23 protein-coding genes are annotated in these 23,974 nt (G+C 32.9%); 6 read left to right on the top strand and 17 right to left on the bottom strand.

The window, feature by feature from the left end:
- The first annotated feature begins 2 nt into the window (after positions 1 to 2).
- Genes Q0787_RS15340 through Q0787_RS15330 form a run of 3 tightly spaced genes read left to right on the top strand, consistent with a single transcriptional unit; the run spans position 3 to position 3,167 of the window.
- A complete protein-coding gene (locus tag Q0787_RS15340) occupies positions 3 to 611 on the top strand; it encodes a SprT-like domain-containing protein (protein ID WP_298903714.1) in 609 nt (202 codons plus the stop codon).
- Positions 604 to 1,683, top strand: a complete 1,080-nt coding sequence (locus Q0787_RS15335) for a mannose-1-phosphate guanylyltransferase (RefSeq protein ID WP_298903713.1) — start codon at positions 604 to 606, stop codon at positions 1,681 to 1,683. Before Q0787_RS15340 ends, Q0787_RS15335 begins: the two co-directional genes overlap by 8 nt.
- Before the next feature lie 2 nt (positions 1,684 to 1,685).
- Positions 1,686 to 3,167 carry a DUF389 domain-containing protein gene (locus Q0787_RS15330; protein WP_298903712.1) on the top strand — a complete coding sequence of 494 codons (1,482 nt, stop codon included), beginning with the start codon at positions 1,686 to 1,688 and terminating at the stop codon, positions 3,165 to 3,167.
- Position 3,168: 1 nt separating this feature from the next.
- Here the strand turns inward: Q0787_RS15330 and Q0787_RS15325 are convergent, their stop codons facing one another.
- Positions 3,169 to 3,936: an ABC transporter ATP-binding protein gene (locus Q0787_RS15325; RefSeq protein ID WP_298903711.1), complete on the bottom strand. Its 768-nt coding sequence runs from the start codon at positions 3,934 to 3,936 to the stop codon at positions 3,169 to 3,171.
- A complete protein-coding gene (locus Q0787_RS15320; protein ID WP_298903710.1) occupies positions 3,936 to 4,673 on the bottom strand; it encodes an ABC transporter permease in 738 nt (245 codons plus the stop codon). The genes Q0787_RS15325 and Q0787_RS15320 overlap by 1 nt, the downstream gene beginning before the upstream one ends.
- Positions 4,674 to 4,782: 109 nt before the next feature.
- Here Q0787_RS15320 and pafA point away from each other — a divergent pair, with 109 nt between their 5' ends.
- Complete coding sequence (gene pafA, locus Q0787_RS15315; protein ID WP_298903709.1) at positions 4,783 to 6,462, top strand: alkaline phosphatase PafA; 1,680 nt, start codon at positions 4,783 to 4,785, stop codon at positions 6,460 to 6,462.
- Positions 6,463 to 6,529: 67 nt separating this feature from the next.
- Here the strand turns inward: pafA and Q0787_RS15310 are convergent, their stop codons facing one another.
- The 11 genes from Q0787_RS15310 to Q0787_RS15260 all read right to left on the bottom strand — a co-directional run bounded on the left by Q0787_RS15310 (position 6,530) and on the right by Q0787_RS15260 (position 17,980).
- On the bottom strand, positions 6,530 to 7,672 hold the full coding sequence (locus Q0787_RS15310; RefSeq protein ID WP_298903708.1) for a T9SS type A sorting domain-containing protein: 1,143 nt from the start codon (positions 7,670 to 7,672) through the stop codon (positions 6,530 to 6,532).
- A gap of 411 nt (positions 7,673 to 8,083) precedes the next feature.
- Positions 8,084 to 8,236, bottom strand: coding sequence for a hypothetical protein (locus Q0787_RS15305; RefSeq protein WP_298903707.1), 153 nt, complete (start codon positions 8,234 to 8,236; stop codon positions 8,084 to 8,086).
- Between the two features lie 156 nt (positions 8,237 to 8,392).
- Complete coding sequence (locus Q0787_RS15300) at positions 8,393 to 9,682, bottom strand: HlyD family efflux transporter periplasmic adaptor subunit (RefSeq protein WP_298903706.1); 1,290 nt, start codon at positions 9,680 to 9,682, stop codon at positions 8,393 to 8,395.
- 2 nt (positions 9,683 to 9,684) lie between these two features.
- Complete coding sequence (locus tag Q0787_RS15295; RefSeq protein ID WP_298903705.1) at positions 9,685 to 11,874, bottom strand: peptidase domain-containing ABC transporter; 2,190 nt, start codon at positions 11,872 to 11,874, stop codon at positions 9,685 to 9,687.
- An 81-nt stretch (positions 11,875 to 11,955) separates the two neighbouring features.
- Entirely contained in the window at positions 11,956 to 12,141 is a 186-nt protein-coding gene (locus tag Q0787_RS15290; RefSeq protein WP_298903704.1) for a hypothetical protein, read from the bottom strand.
- Positions 12,142 to 12,222: 81 nt separating this feature from the next.
- Positions 12,223 to 12,423 (bottom strand): hypothetical protein, encoded by a 201-nt coding sequence (locus Q0787_RS15285; protein WP_298903703.1) that lies wholly within the window; start codon positions 12,421 to 12,423, stop codon positions 12,223 to 12,225.
- 86 nt (positions 12,424 to 12,509) lie between these two features.
- Positions 12,510 to 12,683 carry a hypothetical protein gene (locus Q0787_RS15280; RefSeq protein WP_298903702.1) on the bottom strand — a complete coding sequence of 58 codons (174 nt, stop codon included), beginning with the start codon at positions 12,681 to 12,683 and terminating at the stop codon, positions 12,510 to 12,512.
- A 45-nt stretch (positions 12,684 to 12,728) separates the two neighbouring features.
- On the bottom strand, positions 12,729 to 12,938 hold the full coding sequence (locus Q0787_RS15275) for a hypothetical protein (RefSeq protein WP_298903701.1): 210 nt from the start codon (positions 12,936 to 12,938) through the stop codon (positions 12,729 to 12,731).
- A gap of 124 nt (positions 12,939 to 13,062) precedes the next feature.
- Positions 13,063 to 14,682 (bottom strand): thioredoxin domain-containing protein, encoded by a 1,620-nt coding sequence (locus Q0787_RS15270; RefSeq protein ID WP_298903700.1) that lies wholly within the window; start codon positions 14,680 to 14,682, stop codon positions 13,063 to 13,065.
- Between the two features lie 58 nt (positions 14,683 to 14,740).
- On the bottom strand, positions 14,741 to 17,500 hold the full coding sequence (locus Q0787_RS15265; protein ID WP_298903699.1) for a CHAT domain-containing protein: 2,760 nt from the start codon (positions 17,498 to 17,500) through the stop codon (positions 14,741 to 14,743).
- 9 nt (positions 17,501 to 17,509) lie between these two features.
- On the bottom strand, positions 17,510 to 17,980 hold the full coding sequence (locus Q0787_RS15260) for a hypothetical protein (RefSeq protein WP_298903698.1): 471 nt from the start codon (positions 17,978 to 17,980) through the stop codon (positions 17,510 to 17,512).
- A gap of 285 nt (positions 17,981 to 18,265) precedes the next feature.
- Here Q0787_RS15260 and Q0787_RS15255 point away from each other — a divergent pair, with 285 nt between their 5' ends.
- Positions 18,266 to 18,829, top strand: coding sequence for a sigma-70 family RNA polymerase sigma factor (locus Q0787_RS15255; RefSeq protein WP_298903697.1), 564 nt, complete (start codon positions 18,266 to 18,268; stop codon positions 18,827 to 18,829).
- Positions 18,826 to 19,626 carry a tetratricopeptide repeat protein gene (locus Q0787_RS15250; protein WP_298903696.1) on the top strand — a complete coding sequence of 267 codons (801 nt, stop codon included), beginning with the start codon at positions 18,826 to 18,828 and terminating at the stop codon, positions 19,624 to 19,626. The genes Q0787_RS15255 and Q0787_RS15250 overlap by 4 nt, the downstream gene beginning before the upstream one ends.
- A 73-nt stretch (positions 19,627 to 19,699) precedes the next feature.
- Here the strand turns inward: Q0787_RS15250 and Q0787_RS15245 are convergent, their stop codons facing one another.
- The 4 genes from Q0787_RS15245 to Q0787_RS15230 form a co-directional block, all read right to left on the bottom strand.
- The gene (locus Q0787_RS15245) at positions 19,700 to 19,924 is read right to left on the bottom strand and encodes a hypothetical protein (RefSeq protein ID WP_298903695.1); all 225 of its coding nucleotides are present in this window, start codon (positions 19,922 to 19,924) and stop codon (positions 19,700 to 19,702) included.
- An 82-nt stretch (positions 19,925 to 20,006) separates the two neighbouring features.
- Positions 20,007 to 21,299 carry an HlyD family efflux transporter periplasmic adaptor subunit gene (locus Q0787_RS15240; RefSeq protein ID WP_298903694.1) on the bottom strand — a complete coding sequence of 431 codons (1,293 nt, stop codon included), beginning with the start codon at positions 21,297 to 21,299 and terminating at the stop codon, positions 20,007 to 20,009.
- Between the two features lie 92 nt (positions 21,300 to 21,391).
- Entirely contained in the window at positions 21,392 to 21,658 is a 267-nt protein-coding gene (locus Q0787_RS15235) for a hypothetical protein (protein WP_298903693.1), read from the bottom strand.
- 84 nt (positions 21,659 to 21,742) lie between these two features.
- The gene (locus tag Q0787_RS15230) at positions 21,743 to 23,932 is read right to left on the bottom strand and encodes a peptidase domain-containing ABC transporter (RefSeq protein ID WP_298903692.1); all 2,190 of its coding nucleotides are present in this window, start codon (positions 23,930 to 23,932) and stop codon (positions 21,743 to 21,745) included.
- Positions 23,933 to 23,974 lie beyond the last annotated feature (42 nt).

Raw genomic sequence — 23,974 nt, 5'->3', positions numbered from 1 at the left:
TTATGCAGCATACACTTAAAACGTATATTCCGGAGCAAGCTATCCCTAAAATCATTACCCTTTTAGATCATGATAATTTAACTGTTAAAGTTAAATCAGAACGGAAAACAAAGCATGGTGACTATCAACGGTTACCTAACGGAAAGCATCAAATTTCTGTAAATTCTAACTTAAATTGTTATCGGTTTTTAATTACTTTAATTCATGAGATTGCTCATTTTGAAGCATATAAAACTTACGGAAAGTCTATAAAACCGCATGGAATAGAATGGAAACGAACATTTCAGCATTTAATGTTACCATTTTTAAACCCTGAGGTTTTTCCGCTAGACCTGTTACCTTTGCTAGCAAATCACTTTAAAAACCCAAAAGCAAGTAGCGATACAGATGTAAAATTGGCCTTAGCTTTAAAACAATTTGATGAACCTAACGATAAAACTTATATTTTTGAAGTACCTTTTGGAAGCACTTTTAAGTTATATAATGGCAGAGTGTTTAAAATGGGACATAAACGGGTTAAGCGGTTTGAAAGTGTTGAGTTAAACACAGGACGTACGTATTTGTTCAACCCTAATGCTGAGGTAGAATTATTAAAAGAAGTAAATGAATAAAAATTATTATGCCATTTTAATGGCTGGAGGAGTAGGTTCGAGATTTTGGCCAGTGAGTACACAAGGTTTTCCAAAGCAATTTCATGATATGTTAGGAACGGGAGATACCTTAATTCAAAAAACGTTTAATAGGCTGTCGAAGTTAATTCCGAAGGAGAATATATTCATTCTTACTAACGAACGTTACAATGATTTGGTACTTGAACAGCTTCCTGAAGTAACGAAGCGCCAAGTGGTTTTAGAACCAGCAATGCGAAACACAGCACCTTGTATTTTATATGCAGCATTGAAGATTCAAAAAGAAAACGAAGATGCCGTAATGATTGTGGCACCAAGCGACCATTGGATTGAGGATGAACAGGCATTTACTGAGAATGTAAAGGAGGCGTTTGATTTTTGTTCTCAAAACAATGCTTTGATGACTTTAGGTATTGAGCCAACATTTCCAAATACAGGTTATGGTTATATCGAGTTTGATAAATCTAACGTTACAAATATCAAGACCGTTAATCAATTTAGAGAGAAGCCAAATTATGAAACGGCAAAAGCGTTCATTGCTCAAGGAAATTTTCTTTGGAATGCAGGAATTTTTATGTGGAGCGTAAAAAGTGTTGTTGAAGCGTTTAAAAATAATCAGCCAACACTTTACGCGTTATTTGAATCGGGCTATGATGTTTATAATACCGATTTTGAAGATGATTTCGTACGAGATAATTATGGTAAGGCCGAAAATATTTCGGTAGATTATGCCATTATGGAGCATTCAAAAAACGTATTTGTTATACCAGCAACTTTTGATTGGAACGATCTAGGTACTTGGGGTAGTCTATACGATAAATTAGATAAAGATGAAAATGAAAATGCCGTGGTTAATGCCCAAACATTAACAGAGGATGCTTCGGGAAATATGATACGCACTAAAACCGACAAAGTGGTTGTAGTAGACGGATTGAAAGATTATATTATTGTAGATAAAGATGAAGTTTTGCTTATCTTTCCTAAGACTAAAGAACAAGATATTAAAAAAGTACTCCAAAAAGTTAAGGATAAATTTGGAGAACATTACGGATAATTATGAGTGACGAAAATAAATTTAATTTTTCTGAGGAAGATTCAAAAGCCAATAAAGAACAGGCCGTAGAAGAGTCTAAAGAAGCCGTTATAAAAGATGCCGAAGGACTATGGCAAAGCACTAAGCGATTTTTAAATGAGTTACTGGATTTTAGAGATGATACAGATCGTGATGCTACAATTGAAGCGATAAAGAATGATATTCCTTTTAAGGGAGCTACAGCATGGATTTTAGTATGTTCGATTATGGTGGCTTCGGTTGGATTGAATGCAGATTCTACAGCTGTAGTGATTGGAGCCATGTTAATTTCTCCGCTTATGGGACCTATTTTAGGAATAGGTTTTTCTATTGCAGTAAATGATATTGATACCTTAAAAAAGTCGCTTATAAATTTGGCAACGATGATCGTACTGAGTTTATTAACGGCCTATTTGTTTTTTAAATTTTTCCCCACTGCTGAAATTGAAACAAATGAGATTTTTGGTCGAACAAAACCAGATGTGAGAGATGTACTTATAGCCTTTTTTGGTGGAGCGGCTTTAATAATTGCACGAACCAAAAAAGGAACGATTGCCTCTGTGATTTTTGGTGTTGCAATTGCCACAGCCTTAATGCCGCCATTATGTACGGCAGGTTATGGTTTAGCACATAACTGGGACTTTTTCGTTGGGGCGATGTATTTATTTACAATTAACACCATCTTTATCGCATTAGCAACGTTTTTAGTGTTGAAAATTTTGCGTTTTCCGATGCTCAAATATGCCAATTCAAAAAAACGTAAACGTATTGCCCAATTAGCCTCTTTGGTTGCTTTACTAGTTATGGCCCCAGCTATTTGGACCTTTGTAAATTTTATAAAACAAAGCGGATTAGAAAGTGATTATAAGAAATTTTTAAAAGAAGAAGTGACTTCCAACAATGAACTTTGGTTACAAAATCAAGATGATATGCCTGTTTGGAAGGATAAAGAAATTACACTTTATTTTAATGGAGAAGTTTCTGATCAAATGGTTAGAAATTTAGAAAATAAAATAAAAAACTATGATAAGATAAAGGACTTTAAATTAAACATTGAAGGAAATAAGAACAGAAGTTTTGATAAAATCGTTGATGCTTATGATAGGGCTATTGATGAGCTTGATGAGAAGAAAATCATTATCGATGGTCTTAATGAAAAAATCAAAAATTTGGAAGAGAGTATTACTAACTTAAATAGGCAAGTGGAGTCAAGCAACTCTCAGACGTCAGTATCATTTACCGATTTATCAAGAGATGCTAAGGTTCGATTTAATGATTTGGAGTATTTTGGATATTCTAAGATGTTAGAGTCTAAAGATTTTATCAATATTGATACAGTAACAATGGCCAATGTGAGATGGAAGGTTTCTCTAAATGATAGTTTAGTACTGGTTCAGGAAAAAGCGCTACAGGAGTGGTTGCAAAAAGAACTGAAAACGGATACTGTTGTGATTAAAAGAAACTAACCTAATCGTTTTCGTCTAAGTACATACGACGTACTTTTTTAAATAAATTGGACGAGTATACAAAATCTGTCACAACCTCATTGTCGGTCTTAAAAATAGTCTCTTTTGAGCCTTCCCATGCTTTAAGTCCGTCTTTTAAGAACACTATTTTTTCTCCAATTTCCATAACAGAGTTCATATCATGTGAGTTAATAACGGTTGTAATATTATACTCATCTGTAATTTCCTGAATAAGATTATCGATAACGATAGCAGTTTTTGGATCAAGACCAGAGTTAGGTTCGTCACAAAATAGATATTTTGGATTATTAACAATTGCTCTTGCAATAGCAACACGTTTTTGCATACCTCCAGAGGCCTCGCTTGGCATTTTGTGGTGTGCACCTTCTAGATTCACGCGTTTTAATACAAAATCTGCTCGATCCTCCATTTCACTTTTACTTTGTTTAGTAAACATACGTAGAGGAAACATAACATTTTCTTGAATGGTCATGGAATCAAAAAGTGCACTACCTTGAAACACCATACCCATTTTTGCTCTTAAATTTCGTTTTTCATCATCAGAAAGTTCCGAATATATTTTTTCGTCATAGGCTATGCTTCCTTGTTCCGGAGAGAATAAACCTAATAAGCATTTTAAAAATACGGTTTTACCAGATCCACTTTGTCCAATGACTAAACTTGTCTTTCCTTTTTCAAAAGTTGCTGAAATACCTTTTAATATATGAGCATCACCAAACGATTTCTGTATGTTTTTAACTTCTATCATCAGCTTAAGAGTAATTGGGTTAGTACATAATTCAACAGAATAATAACAACACTAGTCCATACAAATGAAGTTGTACTAGCCTTACCAACTTCTAAAGCACCACCTTTCATATAATAGCCATAAAATGATGGAATTGTTGCTAAAATGAAAGCAAATACAAATGTTTTAATAAAAGCGTAGATAATATGAAATGGAATAAAGTCTGTTTGAACTCCTAAAACGAAATCTTCTAATGTTCCAAATCCGCCATAAACCGCAGCTACCAGTCCTCCTAAAACACCTAAAAACATTGCAATAGAAATGACAAAAGGATATAACATTAAAGCGATAAACTTTGGAAATACTAAATAATTTAAAGAATTAATTCCCATAACCTCCAAGGCATCAATTTGTTCTGTAACCCGCATTGTACCAATGCTTGATGTAATAAAAGAGCCTACTTTACCAGCCATAATTATAGAAATGAATGTGGGAGCAAACTCTAGAATTACCGATTGTCTTGTGGCAAATCCAACCAAATACTTCGGAATTAAAGGGTTACTAATATTTAAAGCTGTTTGAATCGTAACTACGCCTCCTACGAAAAACGAAATAAAAGCCACAATTCCTAAAGACCCAATGATTAAATCATCAATATCTTTTAAGATAAGTGTACGCATAACCGACCATTTTGTGGGTTTGCGAAACATTTCGGCAATCATTAAAAAATAAGCGCCAATATTGTGAAGGTATTGCATAGTGAAATTTGTTACCGCTAAAGTAAAAAATTACATAGACTTATTTAACCTTAAGTTTAAAAGATGATAAACTAAAATCTGTATTTTTGAAGTTCAAAACTCTATGACCATGATAAAACGCATTTTTCTTTTGTTTTTCGGATTACTTTTTATGATGTCCTGTGCAGCTCAAATGCCGAAGGAAGATTCTAATGGTAGTAACGAAACCCAAGATGTTATTGACAATAATAGTAGACCTAAATTGGTTGTAGGTATTGTCGTTGATCAAATGAGATATGACTATCTAACACGATTTTATGATAAGTTTGGACAGGGCGGATTTAAACGTATGATTAATGAAGGATTTAACTGCAAGAATAATCATTTTAATTATATACCAACATATACAGGGCCAGGTCATGCTTCAGTCCATACAGGAACAACCCCTAAGTACCATGGTGTTATTAGCAACTATTGGTATGACAAAGAATTAAAGACATCTGTTTATTGTGCAGGAGATGATAATGTGGCACCAGTGGGAACAACAAATAATGCAGGTAAAATGTCTCCTCATAGAATGCAAACGACAACATTTGCAGACGAAAATAGATTATTTAGTCAGATGAGAGGAAAGACCATAGGTGTATCGTTAAAAGATAGAGGTGCAATTTTACCAGCAGGTCATACTGCTAATGCCGCATATTGGTTTCACGGAAAAGATGAAGGTGCTTGGATTACGAGTACATTTTATATGAATGCTTTGCCGCAATGGGTAACAGATTTTAATACATCTAATAAAGCCGAATCTTATTTTAAAGAATGGAATACTTTATATGATATATCGACATATGTTGAAAGCGGAAGCGATGAAAACACCTTCGAAAGAGGATTTAAAGGAAAAGATAAAGCCGTGTTTCCATATGATTTGGCTGCATTAAAAATGGATAATAGTGGCTTCGATATTTTAAAAGAAACCCCCTACGGAAATAGTCTAACAACAGACTTCGCCATAGCAGCTATTGAAGGAGAGGGGTTAGGTAAAGATCAATTTACAGATGTATTAGCACTAAGTTTTTCAAGTACCGATTATGTTGGTCATAACTTTGGTGTAAATTCTAAAGAGGTAGAGGATACCTATATTAGATTAGATAAGGATTTAGAACGATTATTTAATTATTTAGACACACAAGTTGGTGCTGGGGAGTATACCGTTTTTTTAACTGCTGATCATGGAGCTGTAAACGTACCTTCATATTTAAGTTCGGTTAATATTCCTGCTGGTTACGTTAGCAATAGTGACAGAAAAGAAAAATTCCAAGCCTTTTTAAAAGCGACTTATGGGACTGCAGATATTTTAGAGAATATTAGTAACAATCAAATTTTTCTCAATAGAGCTAAAATAATGGAACTAGGTTTAGATTTGAGCGATGTACAACAGGCTATTGTTAATGAACAAATAACATACGATAATGTAGCTAAAGCATATTCGGCAACAACAATGAATGCTGCTAATTTTACAGAAGGGATTGAATCTTTGTTACAAAATGGATATAATCAAAAGCGCTCTGGCGATGTTATTGTTGTTAATGATGTAGCCTTTATTTCATACAGCAGAACAGGGTCTACTCATGGAAGCGGATTAAATTATGATACGCATGTGCCTTTGTTGTTCTTCGGAAAAGGAATTAAGCAAGGAAGTACTTACCAGAAAACAATAATTCCAGATATTGCGCCTACGCTATCAGCTCTTTTGGGAATTAGCTTTCCAAATGCCGCTACTGGTCAACCACTAGAATTCGTTATTGATTAAAAATGATAAAATAAAAAAGCCTTAAATATTGATGTATTTAAGGCTTTTTGTTTAGCAACTGAGAAAATTATTCAACAATGATTTTCTTAAGTTTGACACCATCTTTAGTGTCAAATTTTATGACATACATGCCTGGTGCTAAGTTTTTTAAACGTAATGTATTAGTCGACGGATTCGTTTTCGATTTAGAATTTCCGCGTAAATCTAAAACCTCTATAGAATTTATGTCGTTAAGATCAATACCTTCAAATTTAATATCAGCCTTTGATTTTGTTGGATTAGGGTAAACCTTAATTCCATCTTCCGAATGATCTCTTTGCTGTCCAATAGAATCACAAGGATCAGTAATAAGTGGATTTAACGTTACATAACATTCAGCTCCAGTTACATTATCTACATATTTAACTTCCATTGGTACATAGAATCCAGATGGCCAGTTTGTTGTTTGAGTAGAAATATTCACATAAAATTGAGATGGGAATAGAAGATTTTGGGCACCAACAGCCAAGTTTCCAAAAACACCACCAGCAGCCTGTTGTCCGTTTAGATAGGCATCATTCCAGCGTACATAACCAGAAGCTGGATTTGAAAATGGATTTGTGAGTAATACTTCACTATTTATTAGTGTTGGGTAAGTTGCAGAATTTGGCCCGTTATTGACATTACACCAAATGTCATCAACTGAGGCTTCGCAACCTTCAACAGTTATATCTTCACATGCATCTCCTATACCATCATTATCGCTATCTGTTTGACTAGGATTGTAGTCATCTGGGCAATTGTCGCATTCATTTGGTATATTATCACCATCATCATCTTGTAGTGTAAATGTTGTACAAACAGTTTCTTGACAAGGCGTTCTAGACCCATTTGGGACAGAAAGTGTTAGACATACTTGATATGTTCCTCCAGCATAATTACTATAGTCGAATGACGTACTAAAGATATTATTGCCAGAACCAAATGCTAATATTTCGGTTTGATTGTTGGATAAATTCTTTACTGTAAATTGATAGTTAAGTGTATTACCAGAATCTTCTTTTACATGCCAACTAAATGTGCAGTTGAATAAACTAGGATTATTTAAGGGTTGATGAATATCAATTAAGTTGCAATCATCTATCGGTCTAATTCCTTTTTGACCGTAACTCAGGTTTAAACTTAAAAGTAAAACCAATACTGAGAATGACAGTTTTGTAATAGTTTTCATTATTTTCATTATTTTATGATACTTACTCTTACGCTTTTCAGTTTCCGCGACCCACAATTATGTGTTTGTAGATAGACACAGGATATAATGCATTGATATCTTAAACAAAATCTTGTTAAACAGTTGTTACTATTAGAAACCTATTTTTTTTAGGCTTAACCTAGCGCATATCACTATGAATGAATATGACATTGAAGTGTCATTTAATAATCAACTTTTCAATTGAAATTGTTTGTTAAGAGTTCTTGGCTTATTTGCTTTGTTACCCTCTTGAAGTATTTTTAACATTTGGGAAGCATGTTGTAGAATAGAGAAGTGAGGGCAGGAGTTTTTAACGACTTTAAAGTGAAAGAAGTATTTATTATTAAAGGGAAAGCTTTCGCTTTCCCAATAATAGAGATCAGAAAAAAATTAATAGAACCAAAATTGATCTCCAATTCCAGTACAAGCCACTAAGTAAGCGTTAATTGTACATTTACCTTTATAACTAATACGTGCGCTAGAGTGACTAACAATACTAGCACTGCCAGTACCTGTCCCAACCCATAATTGTATTGGTGTCATACCTCCATTAATTTCTTTTTTGCTCTTTCTTGTTTAGTGTTTTTTGCACCTTTTAAGCGTTTTAAATATTTCATAATTAAAAGTTTAAATTAAAATGTGCTATGGTTCATTAGAGACGTGCATAGCTCTCGTCTGTTCTTCGCGAGAATGTTATTGTTATTTAAATACGTTCTTTAGCTGATAAAAGAAGCGTTCTATTAATCTCAAATCTTCTGTTATTATTTCTGCCGAACCACGCATTTCATATCGGAAAGGAATCTCTTTTTTATACGAGGTTATTAGTTTGTCTGGAAGCGATACGGTGATAAGGTAAAATCCATTTTCATCTGGTAAAAGAGATATGGATTTGATATGACCTTGGATTGTTCCAAATTCTGTGTCGGGATAATTTTCCAGTTTAATGTTTACTGTTTGTCCAGTTTTAATTTTACCAGAGTTTTGTGCTGGTGTTTTTAGTTTTGCGATATAAGCAGAATTTTCTTCTGGAATAATTGTAAATAATAAATCGCCCTGATTAACACGTTGATTGGTAACCCATAATTTTGAAAAAGCAACTTTTCCATCCATATCTGATACCACGGCATATTTCATTTCCCAACTAATTAAAGCCCTTTTAAGCTGGTTAAAAGATTGGATAACGTTTTTTAGGAGACCTATGTCTTCCTTGGTTTGATTTATTGTGGTGTTAATGGTATTGGTGTTTGCATTTCCAATAGCCTCACGGATTTGAGATATAGAAGCATCCATATTGGCGTAATTACGCTCGGATTGCAGATATACCAGTTCTTTAGATTCAATTTCTTGTTTTGAAATCACACCTTTATTAAAGAGTTTTTGATGCCTTTCTAATTCTTTTTTCTGAAAATCTAGTTCCTGCTTCTGAATTGTTTTTTGATTTTTAAGTGTATTAAGTCGGGCGTATAGTTGTGCCTTTGAAATCCTATTTCCGTTTTGTTCATTAGAGAAAGGTTGAAGTTCTTTATTGAGTTGATATTGTAAATAGCTGTTTTCGAAAAGCGCATATTCAGAATCAATTTCACCTAAAAATAGAATTGGAAGTTCTTCCAAAGGAAAAGAGAATTTTTTGTCATTGAGTTTTATAGTATCTATAGTAGATTTAAGACGTTTTATATGATTATAGTTAGCTGGATTTTCAATAAGTGCTAAGATATCACCTTTGTTTACCATTTGATTGTCTTTTACAAACAGCGAGTCTAATCTGCCTGATAGCCGTACATATTTTTTTTGAGGAGGAAGTTTTGTGGTTACAGCAGCTTCAGAGGTAATAATATCTGGGTATTTAACAAACCACGATATAAATAGCAACATTATTATGAGTGCCAAAAGAACCATGTTACCATAGCGTATCATCCAATGAGGTACAGATTCAAGTACATCTTGAACTTCTTCACTTCGTAATTCTATATCTGTTGTATTGATTGGCATAATTATTTTCCTAATTCGAGTTGATTTTTAACGAGATTATAATAGTTTCCTTTTTGTTTTATTAAAGATTCATGATTACCTATTTCTACAACCTTTCCATTGTCTAGAACAACAATTTGATGTGCGTTTTTTACTGTACTTAATCTGTGTGCTATTACAACGGCAGTTTTATTTGCAAAAAATGTATTTAGTTTTTCCATAATGACTTTTTCATTATTGGCATCCAAAGCTGATGTGGCTTCATCAAAAAATAAAAATTTAGGATTTTTATATACAGAACGAGCAATTAAAAGGCGTTGCTTTTGACCAGTACTTAACCCAGAGCCTTCAGCACCAATTTTTGTGTTTAACCCTAACGGTAAGCCATTAATGAAGTCGGAAATGTTGGCAACATCTATAGCATGTATCAGTTTATCTTTATCTATATGGTCGTGACCAACAGCTATGTTATTGGCAATAGTGTCATTAAAAATGTAACCTTCTTGCATGACAACACCGCAATGGTCTCTCCAAACTTTTTGTGAAATATTATTTAGATTAAAATTATTGATTTGAATATCTCCTTTATCGACATGATAAAACCGCAGTAACAACTTCATTAAAGTCGTTTTTCCGCTACCACTAACACCAACAATGGCGGTTGTTTTATTTGCTGGAATCGTAAGAGAAAGGTCTTTTATAACAGGTTCTAAACCACCCGTATATCGAAAAGTAACATTATTGAGAATGATGGATGCATTTTCTGGGATATCGGTTATTTTATCATCATTAATATGTTCTTCATCTTCTTTATTATGAATTTCTCCCAGACGTTCAAGAGATATTTTGGCGTCCTGAATGTCTCTCATAAAACTTATTAATTGAGTAATAGGAGCATTTAATTGACCTACGATATAAGTAATGGCGAGCATCATACCTAAAGTGATTTCACCATCTATAACTAATTTTGCAGACAAAATGGTGATGAACATATTTTTTAGTTCATTGATAAAATTAGACCCAACACTTTGTGTTTGTTCCAGTGCTAAATTTTTTGTTGCAATTTTAAATAATCTAACTTGTGTAAATTCCCAATTCCAGCGCATGCGTTTTTCGGCATTGTGCAATTTGATTTCTTGCATACCATTGATAAGTTCAATAACCTTACTTTGCTCTTGACCAAGTTGTGAAAAGCGTTTGTAGTCTAATTTTTTTCGTTTTTTGAAGAAGAAAAGAACCCAACCTATATAGAGTAGGCTACCTAAAAGAAAAACTCCAAAGATTTGAAGGCTATAAAAACCTAAAACAAAGCTGAAAACAATAAGATTGAAAAATGAAAATAACATCGATAATGATGAGGTCGTTAATACACGTTCAATTCTACTGTGATCGTTAATACGCTGAAGGAGGTCTCCAGTCATCTTTACATCAAAAAATGAAATAGGTAATTTCATTAATTTGATAAAGAAATCTGAGATTAGTGAAATATTAATTCGAGTACTGAGATGAAGAAGAATCCAGCTTCTTATAATTTCAAGTGCCGCTTTTCCAATAAATAAAAACAGTTGAGCAACTAATATGAGGTATATGAAATTAAGATCTTGATTTTTGATACCAACATCAACAATGCTTTGGGTTAAAAAAGGTAAAATAAGTTGTAGCAGACTACCAGCTAAGAGTCCAATGATGAGCTGGATAATAAATTTTTTGTATTTAAACAAATATTTTGAAATGAAACCAAAGCCAAAACTGTTCTCATCTTTATCAAACTCTTCTTCGTAAAATAGGGGTGTGGGTTCTAATAATAAGGCGATACCCTCTTCTGTGTTTTCGTTGGCGTTATTGCCAATCCAATGCTTTATAAAGTCTTCTTTGGTATATGTAATTAGACCATGACCGGGATCTGAAATGTATACAATATCTTTCTTTATTTTATAGATAACCACATAGTGGTTCTTATTCCAATGTAAAATGCAAGGTAAAGGAACTTCGTTTAGTTTGTCGTATGAAATTTTCACACCTATAGAATGAAACCCTATGCTTTCTACGGCATCACTTAAACCAAGTAAACTGCTACCTTCTCTTGTAGTTTCACTTAGTTTTCGTAGTTGCTCTGCATTAATGACTTTGCCGTAGTGTTTAGCAATAATCTTGATACAGGTTGGTCCGCAATCTTTGGATTCTATTTGTTTATATGAAGGGAATTTTCTCAATGCTTTATGCTAAAAAAGGTTCTAATAAGTCTGAATTTTTTTAAATAGTAGCCGATTCATAATTGAATCGACTACTAAAGTTTATTTGTTTTGTTGACCGTGATGATTTGGACAACTACAAGTGCAAACATAGAACCAAGGCCCTCCTTCACAAGTAAATGTGCCTCCACCACTTTCGCAATCAGCCTTGGCATCTCCACCATTAATAGATTGTAGTTGTTCTCTACTAAGTGCTTTAGCACCTTTTAAATTTTTTAACTTTTTCATTTTGTTTAAATTTTGATATTTATATTTTTTTAGAAACTAGCCCTTAATTAAAAGAGCTAGTTACTTTGTTAAATTCTATGATTAGTAACAAACGTAGCAAACGCCGTTATACCAAATGAATCCTCCAGTTCCAATAATACACCAGTGAGAAGATACTGGTGCTCCACCTGTGTCACCACATGGTCTGTTGACTGGTACGGGTGTTGGCATTCCTCCATTGATAGATTGTTGTTCCTTTTTATCAAGTGCTTTAGCACCTTTTATATTTTTTAATTTTTTCATTTTATATGAATTTTAAATATTTAAATCTGTGAACATTTAAAGACGCTCACAGCTTGCGTCCTACTGAATAATGCAACTCTTCTGCTTTATAAGCAGTAGTTAACCCAGTGCAAGCACATATTGTTAGGTAGCCAATAACCACCTATAGCCTGACATTGCGCTTGAGTTTGTGGTACAGGACATGGTCCTGCTCCTTTAACAGTTTGGAGCTCTTGCTTACTTAGCATTTTTGCTCCTTTCAAATTTTTCAAATTTTTCATTTTGTTTAAATTTTAATATTTGTATTTAAAAAATCTGAAAAAGTGTTACAGTAAGTAGTAACCACCATTTCCATCACACATGCCATCATTAGAGCCAGGGCAACCGGCATGAAGATCACACCTGTGACCATAGGCTCCATTTGGGCATACTTGACTACAAACGTTTCCTGCTTTTTGTAAGCCACCACCATTAATTGATTGTTGCTGTGTTTTACTCAGTGCTTTTGCACCTTTCATGTTTTGCAAATTTTTCATAATTAAAAAGTTTTAATAAATTATATTTGCTGTGAACATTTAGAGACACTCACAGTGTGTGTCTATTCTTCGCGAGAGAATATTGTTCAACGCTCAAAGCCCTTATTTATAAGGGCTTTGTTGTTTATGTTGTTAGTTGTAAATCTGCATGCTCAATACAACAGTTTTCATGCAATTCTTCAATAAATAAAATAAGATCGTCTCTACTGTAATCGTTAGGGTAGCTCTTACCATTTATTAAAATTGCTGGTGTGAAATTGATTTGGTTGTCTACACACCACTTATATTGTTTTTCTAGTATAGCACTATAGTACTCAGCGTTGCTACATGCACCGAATTCTTTTAACCACGAGATTTCATTTGGATTATTATAAATACTATTCATGGCAATCATGCAAGATTCTAGACCGTTAACATGATATAGCTCCAATAATCTTATAACCACTTTTGTACTTTTATGATCCTGTTCACTCGGGTTAGCATTAAACCTAATTTGGAGCATAACATTCTTGCCATATTTTCTGTAAATGTTTTCAATTGAAGTATGAACAGATTTACAGTAGCCACAAAAAGGATTAGTGACGATAGTTATTTCGAGTTTAGCTTCAGGGTTGCCCATTATTATGCCTGAAAAATCATGAGTTATTGTCGTATTAATTGGTTTTGATTTCTCCAGTAGCGTATTAAAAAGGGTGAAATTTCTTTTAAACTTATGAAAGTCAACCTTTGTTTTATTTAAGGCTTTTAATTCATTAAGTTTTGGTGATATAATGTTATATATTATAAGAGTTATTATGAAGTTGAAAGCTCCTAAGACCACAGGGATTTTTAAACTAGAATCGATCGCTACGCTTGTACTATCAACAAATATAAAAACAGATAGTATCCATAAGATACCAACAACGCTCAAACACAGAAAACACCATGTTTTTAAGACAAAAGACTGATAATAAATGGAATAGATGGTAATAGGAAGAGTTGCCACACTTATAAGGTAAGGCACTGTTAATGTTTGGTTCAATAAAATAAGACTAAACGTGGTTAATGAAAGTCCGATAAAATAAATAATACTGAGGTCACTTAATTTATAGTTCTTTGACAGAAAAGCACCTTTAGATGTTAAGACGGCATTACAATTTTTGGTTTCAGATTCATTAGAGCAAAATGCCTGTCCTAAAACTGTCTCTTGTCCGTGTTCTTGTTTTTTTATGGCAATACTTAATACCAGTCCAACTAAACTTATTACTAAAAAAGAAAGCGTTAGAATAGGAGGCTTTATCATAAAGAATATGCCTATAACCGTGATGATGCTTAATACAATTAAAATTTGATTAAACATTAAATTTGCTTGGGTGTCTTCAACTATAAATTCAGATTTTTCAACACCAACAATAATTCCTGTAAATAACTGTAAAAAATCTTTTATTGATACCGTTATTTTTTGCTTTGAAGATTTGATAAGTTGATAATGGAGACCCTCATTAACGGCAATTACGAACTCGAGCCCATCGCTTGTATTAATTTGAGCTAAAAACGTTTTAGGTAGTTGTGCTAATGTTTCTTCTGTTTTAGGAATATCGAGAGCAATATTATCAATATTAAAATGATCTAAAACTCCGGTAATAGCATGTAAACTTGGATATGATGGATGGCTTTCAATTTGAAAATAAAGTTCTTTCTTGTCAATAGAAATAGCATGACGTTTTAGTAATTCTTGAGTTAAAAATGCTAGGCTATTTTGCATAAAAAATAGAAGTTGTTTGTGTAATGTTTCAACAACTTAAATTCTGTTACCCAAAAAATTATTTTTTTAACTTAAAATATAAAAACACTAAAAGTAGAAGTGTTAAAATGACACCAATAATTAGTAACAAATGCTTAGAATTTCCTTCTAGAGAAGGCACTGCTTCTGAATCCCCAATGAGTACAAAAGATGCCCAATAATAGGGGGAAGCATCACTAAGCTCATGAGAATTAATATAATCTAACTTTGATAAACGCAGAGCCTCAGATTTGGTTTTTCCTTGTTTTAGGTTTTTATAAAAACCAATCATAATTTCTGAACTGGATTTATCATTCACATTCCAAAGCGATGATAACACTGAGTTTGAACCAGTGTTGAAAAAACCTCGAGCTAAACTCATAACGCCTTCGCCTTTATTCAAAGTGCCTAGTGACGTTTGACAAGCACTTAATACAACTAAATCTGCAGAGTTCTCACTAAGGTAAAGTTCATTTAATGATATTTTTTTATCTGAATAAGCAATCCAAGGATTTAAACTGTCATTTGCGTTGGCATGCGATGCTAAATGAATAATGCTATGGTTGTTTATGTTATCAAAGAAGTTTTTTGAAGAGGCACTGTCATTAATATAAATGTTTGAAGAAAACAACTTCGAAATGTTTTCTATTTCCTCTTTGCTTTTTGGTAAACTCACCAAATTCTGTGTGAAATTAATTGGTGCCAATCCAAAAAACTGTGTGTCATTAATACGTTGTCTTTTGCTGTTTTCGGTTAAAAAAGAAATAGAATATGCATAAGTAATATCGTTACTTTGAATGAGGTAGTTGTTATTATCCAGGGTTTTTAGGGCTTCAAAAGGTATGTTTTGAAGATAGTAATCTGGAATTATAATTAGTTTTTTTCCTTCAATACTGCCATGAATTGATTTAGGAAATAACTTAATATACATAGCCTTGGATACTTCATTGTATAGGTCGATATTGCCTTGATTAACAAAAGGTGTTTCCAATAGTTTACGATATTGAGTGGCATCTTTTAGTAATTCTGAAACCTTATCAATTTCAAAAAAAGTACTTGAGTCTTTTGTAATAAGTAAGCCATAACCATGTTGGTCATTCAAAATATAATTTAGATATACTGTATCAGCATCACTAAGGGTTTTTTGAGCCTCGTTTAATGTTAAAATTTTTGCAGGTTGTTGACCTATATAAAACTGTTTGTAATCTGTATTAATTGAATCTAGAAAACGCTCATATAAGGCTTTTGACTGGAGCATTTGTAATCGTAAAGTGTCTCTGCGATCTGCACTTTTTTCCTTTGGGAAGTCCTCGGTAAAAGCAACTATATTACGTTTTAAGCGAAGTTCTTCTTGTTGAATATCTAACGGAATATTGGCTTTTTCTTTAAGTTGCTGAAGCGTTATATCTTCCAAAAGAAGTAACGACTTGTTTTTTTCCATAAAGTAAAACGCTTCCTCTGGTTTATTTAATAAAAAACAAACCTTAGTTGCATTAGTATAAATATCAGAAGCTATGGTTCTCCAAAACAACTTCGTTTTTTGTTCATTACTATTAAAGCGAATTAAATCAACCCAATCATCTGCTTGTTTAAAATCACGTAGCGCATTAGAAAGATAGTCATGAGTTTCGGGTTTTGAAGGATCATAAAATTTCAACCATGCTTGCCCTTGCATTATGAGCGTAGTTAATAGACCTGATTTGTATGTACATAGAGATAGGGTTTCATTATTTAATTGTGCGCTATCTATGTTAGGGATAAGCGTTTCAAATGACTTTTGAAGATTCTCAAAAACACGTTGCTCATCATTTAAAAGCAAAAAATGCCGAGTTCTATTTCTATAAATAATGGCTGTAGTTTCTGTATTTGGTTGGTAGGACAAAGCATTATCTAAATAAGTTATAGCATTCGGGTCTTCATTTTGAATTAATAAAAAGCCTAAATCGTTATTTATGGAAGCAATATCTCTGGTGTTTTTAGAGGCAATAGCAATAGCTAATGCTTTATCATAATATGTTTTGACCTTTTCGTAATTGTGCTTTCCGCTTTCATTGTAAATGTTGCCTAAATGATTGTATAAAAAGAAAGATGTTTTAGCTTTTAATTTTGATACATCTATGGTGTTATTTACGATAGCTTTTTCAGCTTCTTCCAATAGTTCAATACCGCGTTCGTAGCTTTTGGGCGTTGCAATAAGTTTATATATAATACTGGCATCTATTGACCTCGAAATTTTTGGATCGACTAAGGTGTCTTTTTTTGCGTAGGCAATTGAAGCCTCGTAATATTCGGCAGACTTGTATAAATCACCAGAAAGCCTAGAGAGTTCACCCAGTCTTAAATAGGCATCTGAAACTTGGTTCAAAGATTTTACTTTTTCAGTAATCGATTGATACGTAGCTACCGCATCTGGAATGTTATTTTGATACTTATAAAAATAGGCTAGATTATGCATTAAACTGCCTAAGCGACTGTCATTATAGGATGAATCTTTTGTTGTAGAATTTATGGCCTTATGACTAATACTTATGGCTTTATCTATTTGCTTCGGCTTTTGAGAATATAACCATCTGGCATAATGATAAGCATCGTTGAATAGCGCTTTGTAATTTTGTTTATCCTCATAAGATTGAAACAAACTATCTAGTTTTTGTTCAGTGTCTTTAGAAGGAAGATTTAGATTTTTTATGCTAGTGTAGCTTTCAGAAGCATCTTGAGCAGCACTGGAGAAGTGAATAAAAAAGGAAAAGAGAATTACAAGTATATATTGAATATATGAAGTGATTGTTCTCTTTCCCATTTTGTTTATTTAAGATTTAGAATTAAAGGTACAATCTCCTGTATAATCTTCTGGATTTTTTAGAACAGATTCTCCTTCAGTTGTTGAATTATTGTTGGTTTCCAAAGATGGACCACCAGCGGCGTTATACTCATCTTCAAGTACAATCCACTTTTCTACATTATCACAACTACTTCTAAGAACACGACAAATTGTGAAAAGCCTAGACATTTCATCAAAATAATCGTCTTTAATTTCCTGTTGTTGTTCAGGAGCAATAGTCAAAATTTGCCCATTAGGTAACACATGGTAAGGAAAGCCATACTCCACAATAACCTCAATGGTATCATCTACTAAACAATTGCCTCCGCCTCTCAATAAAACGGTGTCTGAAACTTCGGTGTTATTGGGGTCCTCGTTAATATTATCGCTTGTACATGCACATACAAGTAGTAAGATTAATACAGAACTAACACTCTTCATTAAATTAATTTTTTTCATAATAAAATATTTTTGATTCTTAGTATAGTTTCTAGAAAGAATATTTTGTTACCCAATCAAAGATAAAAGTTTATTTGAACTAGATTGAAAATATTAATTCCAATTTGATGATGCGATGAATAATAGTCAAATTATTATATTTTATTTATGCAGGAATGTATTGATTTAAAATAACTGAAATTGGAGTAGATTAAGTTTTGCGTCATTCAGGTAAGTATAAAAAGCGCTAACGGATAAATCTATATATTTGTGACTTTAAGAAACACTGAAATAACGTAGTATTCTATGAAAGACCCAAACTATTACTTAGAAGGGCTAATCCATAATGAAGAGCATATTGTTCAAGAAATTTATCAAAAATCCTTTAATAAAGTGCTCGTTTTTATTGGTAAAAATAATGGTCAACGCGCAGATGCCGACGATATATTTCAAAAAGCTTTGATGCAAATTATAGTAAGAGCTAAAACACGACCTTTTCAAATTACATCATCTTTTGAGGCATTTTTGTTCGTGTCATGTAGAAATCTATGGAGACGAGAATTAAATAAGAAAAGAAAAGAGGTAACAAATTATTCTATTGAAGAACAAGTTAGTGAAGAAAGAGATATTGCGTTGAGTGTTCTTGAACAGGAGCGATGGGAATTTTTTCAGGAAAAGCTTAAACTGATATCAGAAAATTGCCAAAATATATTAAAGAGCTATTTTAAAAAAATACCTTATAAAGATATTGCTCAAAATTTTGGTTATAACTCTGAAAACGTTGCGAGACAACGCGTTTTTAAATGTAAAAACAAACTGGTACAGTTAATTAAAACTGATGGTAAATACATGCAATTGAAATTATTATGAATCTATCTGAAAAGGACATAAACCGTGCTGAAGATTATCTTAGAGGCTTACTCACAAAAGAGCAAAATATAGCTTTTGAGCGTGAAATGGAGCTGAATTCAGAATTGAAATCTTATATAGAGTTGAGTAAACAACTGGATGCTAATTTAGGTGAAACAGACTGGCAATTTAATAGTAATGAAGATTCTGCAGACCTAAAGGCCATGATAGATTTTATCAAAAGTAAAGAAGGCCAGCAATCTAGAGATCTTATAGAAAAAGTTGGCAAATCTAATCAGAAGTTATCTGTAGCACCTAAGAAGAATTATTATTTTTATGCTATAGCCGCTTCGTTGGTTATTCTATTAGCAGTGTCATGGTTTGTTGATTTTGGTACCTCTAATGACGAATTGTATAGCAGTTATTCAGACTATTCAAATTTGCCTTCGTTCGTAAGTCGAGGCGAAGAAGATAAGGACGGTTTATTTAAGGCTGAGACCTTTTTTGAAAACAAACAATATGAAGAAGCATCGGAAATATTTACATCGTACTTGAAAGCGTCAAAAGACAATGGTGCAGTTTATATTTACCAAGGTCTATCTCAAATTGAATTAGAACAATATGATGCTGCCGAGCAAACATTTAATACACTTATAAAAAGCGACCTCCTTGATGCACCAAAAGGGTATTGGTATAGTGCCCTGTTATGTTTAAAACAAGATAAGATTAATGAGGCCAAAGCCCTTCTTACTGAGATTGTTGAAAAATCATACTATAATCATATTAAGGCGGAAGCACTGTTAAGTGATTTGAAGTAAAAAATTAAATACTGTTGTAAGAAAGTTAATAATCAAAAGGTTGGTAAACAACCTCTTGATTATTGTTTTTAGATTAAGCGTAAAAACACTCACCATTTCTACAAACACCTTGTACGAAGGCAGGATTACCTGGATTATGTCCTGTAGGACCTAAATCATAGTCTGGGTTTGGCATATTAGCACACATTCCTTCAATACATTCTTGTCCTTCTTCTGGTACGTGAATTAACCCTCCACCTAGTATGGTCTTTTGTTCGGCTTTGTTTAAACCTTTTCCTAAATTCAATAAATTTTTCATAATTAAAATATTTAAAATTAAATTAGCCGTAGTCATTTAAAGACACCCAAGGCTTGTGTCTATTCCTCGCGAGAGAATGTTTTTAGTTTTTGAACACATTTTTTAAGCGGTAAAAAAAGCGTTCAATTAATCGTAGGTCTTCAGTAACAATTTCTGCAGATCCACGCATTTCATGTTTAAACATAATTTCTTTATTATAGGATGTGATAAGTTGAGATGGGAGTGCTACTGTAATTAAATAATAGCCATGATCATCAGTAAGCAAGGAAATGGCTTCTACATGACCTTTTATGGTCCCAAACTCTGTATCTGGAAAGTTTTCTAGTTTAATATTCACAGTTTGTCCAACTTTTATTTTCCCTGAATTTTGAGCGGGCGTTTTTAACTTAGCTATGTATGAGGAGTTTTCTTCGGGAATAACTGTAAATAATAACTCACCTTGATTGATAGTTTGATTTTTGACCCAAAGTTTAGAAAAAGCCACTTTTCCATTGATGTCAGAAGTAACTGTGTAGGTCATTTCCCAAGTTTTAAGGGCTCTTTTTAGTTGATTGAAGGATTGAATGACATTTTTAAGTAGACTAATTTCTTCCTTAGTTTTCTTTATTAACGTTGATACCTGATTTGTGTTTGCATTGCTTATAGCTTCTTTAATTTGGGCTATAGATGCGTCCATGCTGGCATAGCTTCGTTCGGCTTGAAGATAGGCTAATTCTTGATTTTCTAATGTTTGTTTTGCAATAACACCTTTGTCAAAGAGATGTTGTTGACGCTCCAAGTCTTTTTTCTGAAATGCCAATTCGGTGGTATTAATGTTTTTTTGGGATTCTAGTATTTTTAGTCTCGAGTATAACTGGGCCTTAGAGAACCGATTTCCGTTTTGCTCATTGGAAAAAGGTTTGAGTTTTTTGTTTAGCTGATATTCTATGTAGCTATTTTCGAATAAGGCATATTGAGAATCGATATCACCTAAAAATAGAACTGGTAATTTGTCTATTGGGAAAGTAAAAGACTTATGATTAGGTCTGATAGTATCAATCGTAGATTTTAAGAGCTGAATGTGTTCAAAATTTGCTGTGTTTTCAATAACAGATAAGATCATTCCTTTTTTAACTGAAGCACTATCATTAACTAATATAGAATCCAGTTTTCCTGTGACTAAGGCATATTTTTTTTGAGGTGGAAGCTTTGTTGTTATTTGCGCTTCAGATGAAATAACATCTGGATATTTTATAAACCATGAGAGCATGAGAAGCATTATAATAAGTCCTAATATCAATATGTTTCCATAACGAATCATCCAATTTGGCACTGCACTAAGGAGCTCCTGGATTTGTTCACTTCTAAGTTCTAATGGTTTGTTTTCTATCTCCATGGATTTTATAAGTCTAATAAAAGATTAATTACCGTTGTAAGGGTTAATAAACAAGAGGTTGGTAAACAACCTCCTGTTTATTGCTTTTTGGATTAGGCAACACATCCACCATTTACACAAGTCCCTTGCACAAAAACAGATCCATTTTGATTTGGTCCTCCTAGTGGATCATAAGATCCTTGATTATGATCTGGATTTTGCATGTTTGCACATTGAGAATTTGCAAAACATGGACAACCTGGACTTACATAAGTTTCAGTATCATCACAATTTGGATCATAATGCGTAAGCATACCTCCAAAAATTTCTTTTTGTTCAATTTTGTTTAATGTTTTTCCTAAGTTTTTTAAATTTTTCATAATAAAATGTTTTAATAAATTAAATTAACCTCGGTCATTTAAAGACACCCAAGGGTTGTGTCTATTCCTCGCGAGAGAATGTTTTTAATTACCTAGTTCTAATTGATTTTTAACTAGATTATAATAGTTACTTTTATTTTGGATCAATTGTTTGTGATTGCCTATTTCTACAATTTTCCCTTGTTCTAATACTACAATTTGATGTGCGTGTTTTACAGTACTTAATCGGTGTGCTATGACTATAGCAGTTTTGTCCTTAAAAAAAGCATTGAGTTTTTCCATAATTACTTTTTCGTTATTAGCATCTAACGCTGAGGTTGCTTCGTCAAAAAATAAAAACTTTGGGTTTTTATAGACAGATCTAGCAATGAGTAAGCGTTGCTTTTGACCAGTACTTAATCCGTTACCTTCACTTCCGATTTTGGTATTATAGCTTAATGGTAATTGATCTATATAGTCTGAAATATTAGCCACATCTATAGCATGTTTTAAGCGATTAATATCGATGTAGTCTTCTCCTACGGCAATATTATTTGCTATAGTGTCATTGAAAATATATCCCTCTTGCATAACCACACCACAATTGGCTCTCCATGTGCGTTGTGAGATACTGTTCAAATTAAAATTTCCAACGTGAATGTCACCTTTGTCAATGTCATAAAAGCGCAACAGTAGTTTCATTAATGTGGTTTTTCCGCTACCGCTGGTGCCTACAATTGCAGTTGTTTTATTTGCTGGAATAGTTAATGACAAATCTTTTATTACAGAATCTAAACCTCCTGTATATTTAAATGAAATATTGCTGAGTTTTAAATCGGTTTGCTTCGGAATTGTAGTGATTTTACGATCTTCAGGTTTTTCTTCATCTTCCATGTTGTGAATTTCACCTAAACGCTCGATAGATATTTTGGCATCCTGTACTTCTCTCATGAAATTAATGAGTTGTACAATTGGTCCATTGAGTTGACCAACCATATAACTAATAGCCATCATCATACCCAACGTAATATTTCCTTCAACAACTAATGTCGCAGATAAAATGGTTATGAACATGTTTTTTAGTTCATTAATCAAATTAGAGCCTACACTTTGTGTTTGTTCTAAAGCAAGGTTTTTTGAGGCAATTTTGAATAATTTTGCTTGAACATATTCCCAGTTCCAACGCATTCGTCGTTCGGCATTATGCAGTTTAATTTCTTGCATGCCGTTAATGAGTTCGATCACTTTACTTTGTTCTTCACTAACTTTAGAAAAACGTTTATAGTCTAGTTCTTTTCGTTTTTTGAAGAAGAAAAGTACCCATCCTATATACAATGCGCTTCCAATGATAAATACTCCAAATATTTGAAGACTATAGTAGGCAAGAACGAAACTGAAGATAATGAGGTTGAAAAATGAAAATAGAATTGTTAGGGACGATGTCGTAAGAATACGTTCAATACGTTTATGGTCATTGATACGTTGTAATAAATCTCCAGTCATTCTCACATCAAAATAGGAGATAGGTAGCTTCATTAATTTGATGAAGAAATCTGAAATTAATGAGATGTTGATTCTAGTACTTAAATGAAGTAAAATCCAACTTCTAATTATTTCTAAAGATGCTTTCCCAACAAATAAAGCTAGTTGAGCAAAAAGGATGAGGTAAATAAAATTGAGATCTTGATTTTGAATCCCAATATCAACAATACTTTGTGTTAGAAATGGTAAAACTAATTGCAATAAACTTCCTGCAACTAACCCGATGATTAGCTGAATTATGAATTTCTTATACTTAAATAAATATTTGAAAATAAAACTGAAACCAAACGTCTCATCATCATTAAATTCGGTTTGGTAGAAAGTTGGGGTAGGTTCAATCATTAATGCAATACCTTCTTCAGTATTCTCATTTGCATTTTCACCAATCCAAGATTTTATAAATTCTTTTTTAGTATATGTAATGAGCCCGTGAGCTGGGTCGGAAATATAAACAGTATCGTTTTTAATTTTATACAATACAACATAATGGTCATTATTCCAATGTACTATACAAGGTAAAGGAGCTTCAATTAATTTTTTGAAAGCTAATTTAATACCTAAAGAACGAAATCCAATCGATTCTGAAGCATCGCTCAAGCCCATTAAACTGCTACCTTGACGCGTGGTGCTACTAAGCTGCCTGAGTTCTTGAGTGTTGATTGTTTTGCCATAGTGTTTTGCAATAATTTTTATACACGTAGGACCGCAATCTTTAGCTTCTGTTTGTTGATATGTAGGGAATTTATTTCTCAATTTTTAATAAATCATTTAGCGATGAACATTTAAAATGCTACA

Origin of the sequence: uncultured Psychroserpens sp., from assembly GCF_947492715.1 — a bacterium.
In the GTDB taxonomy this organism is placed as follows: Bacteria; Bacteroidota; Bacteroidia; order Flavobacteriales; family Flavobacteriaceae; genus Psychroserpens.
Note: the sequence above shows the minus strand (reverse complement) of the source record. Positions and strands in the feature narration are given on the sequence as shown.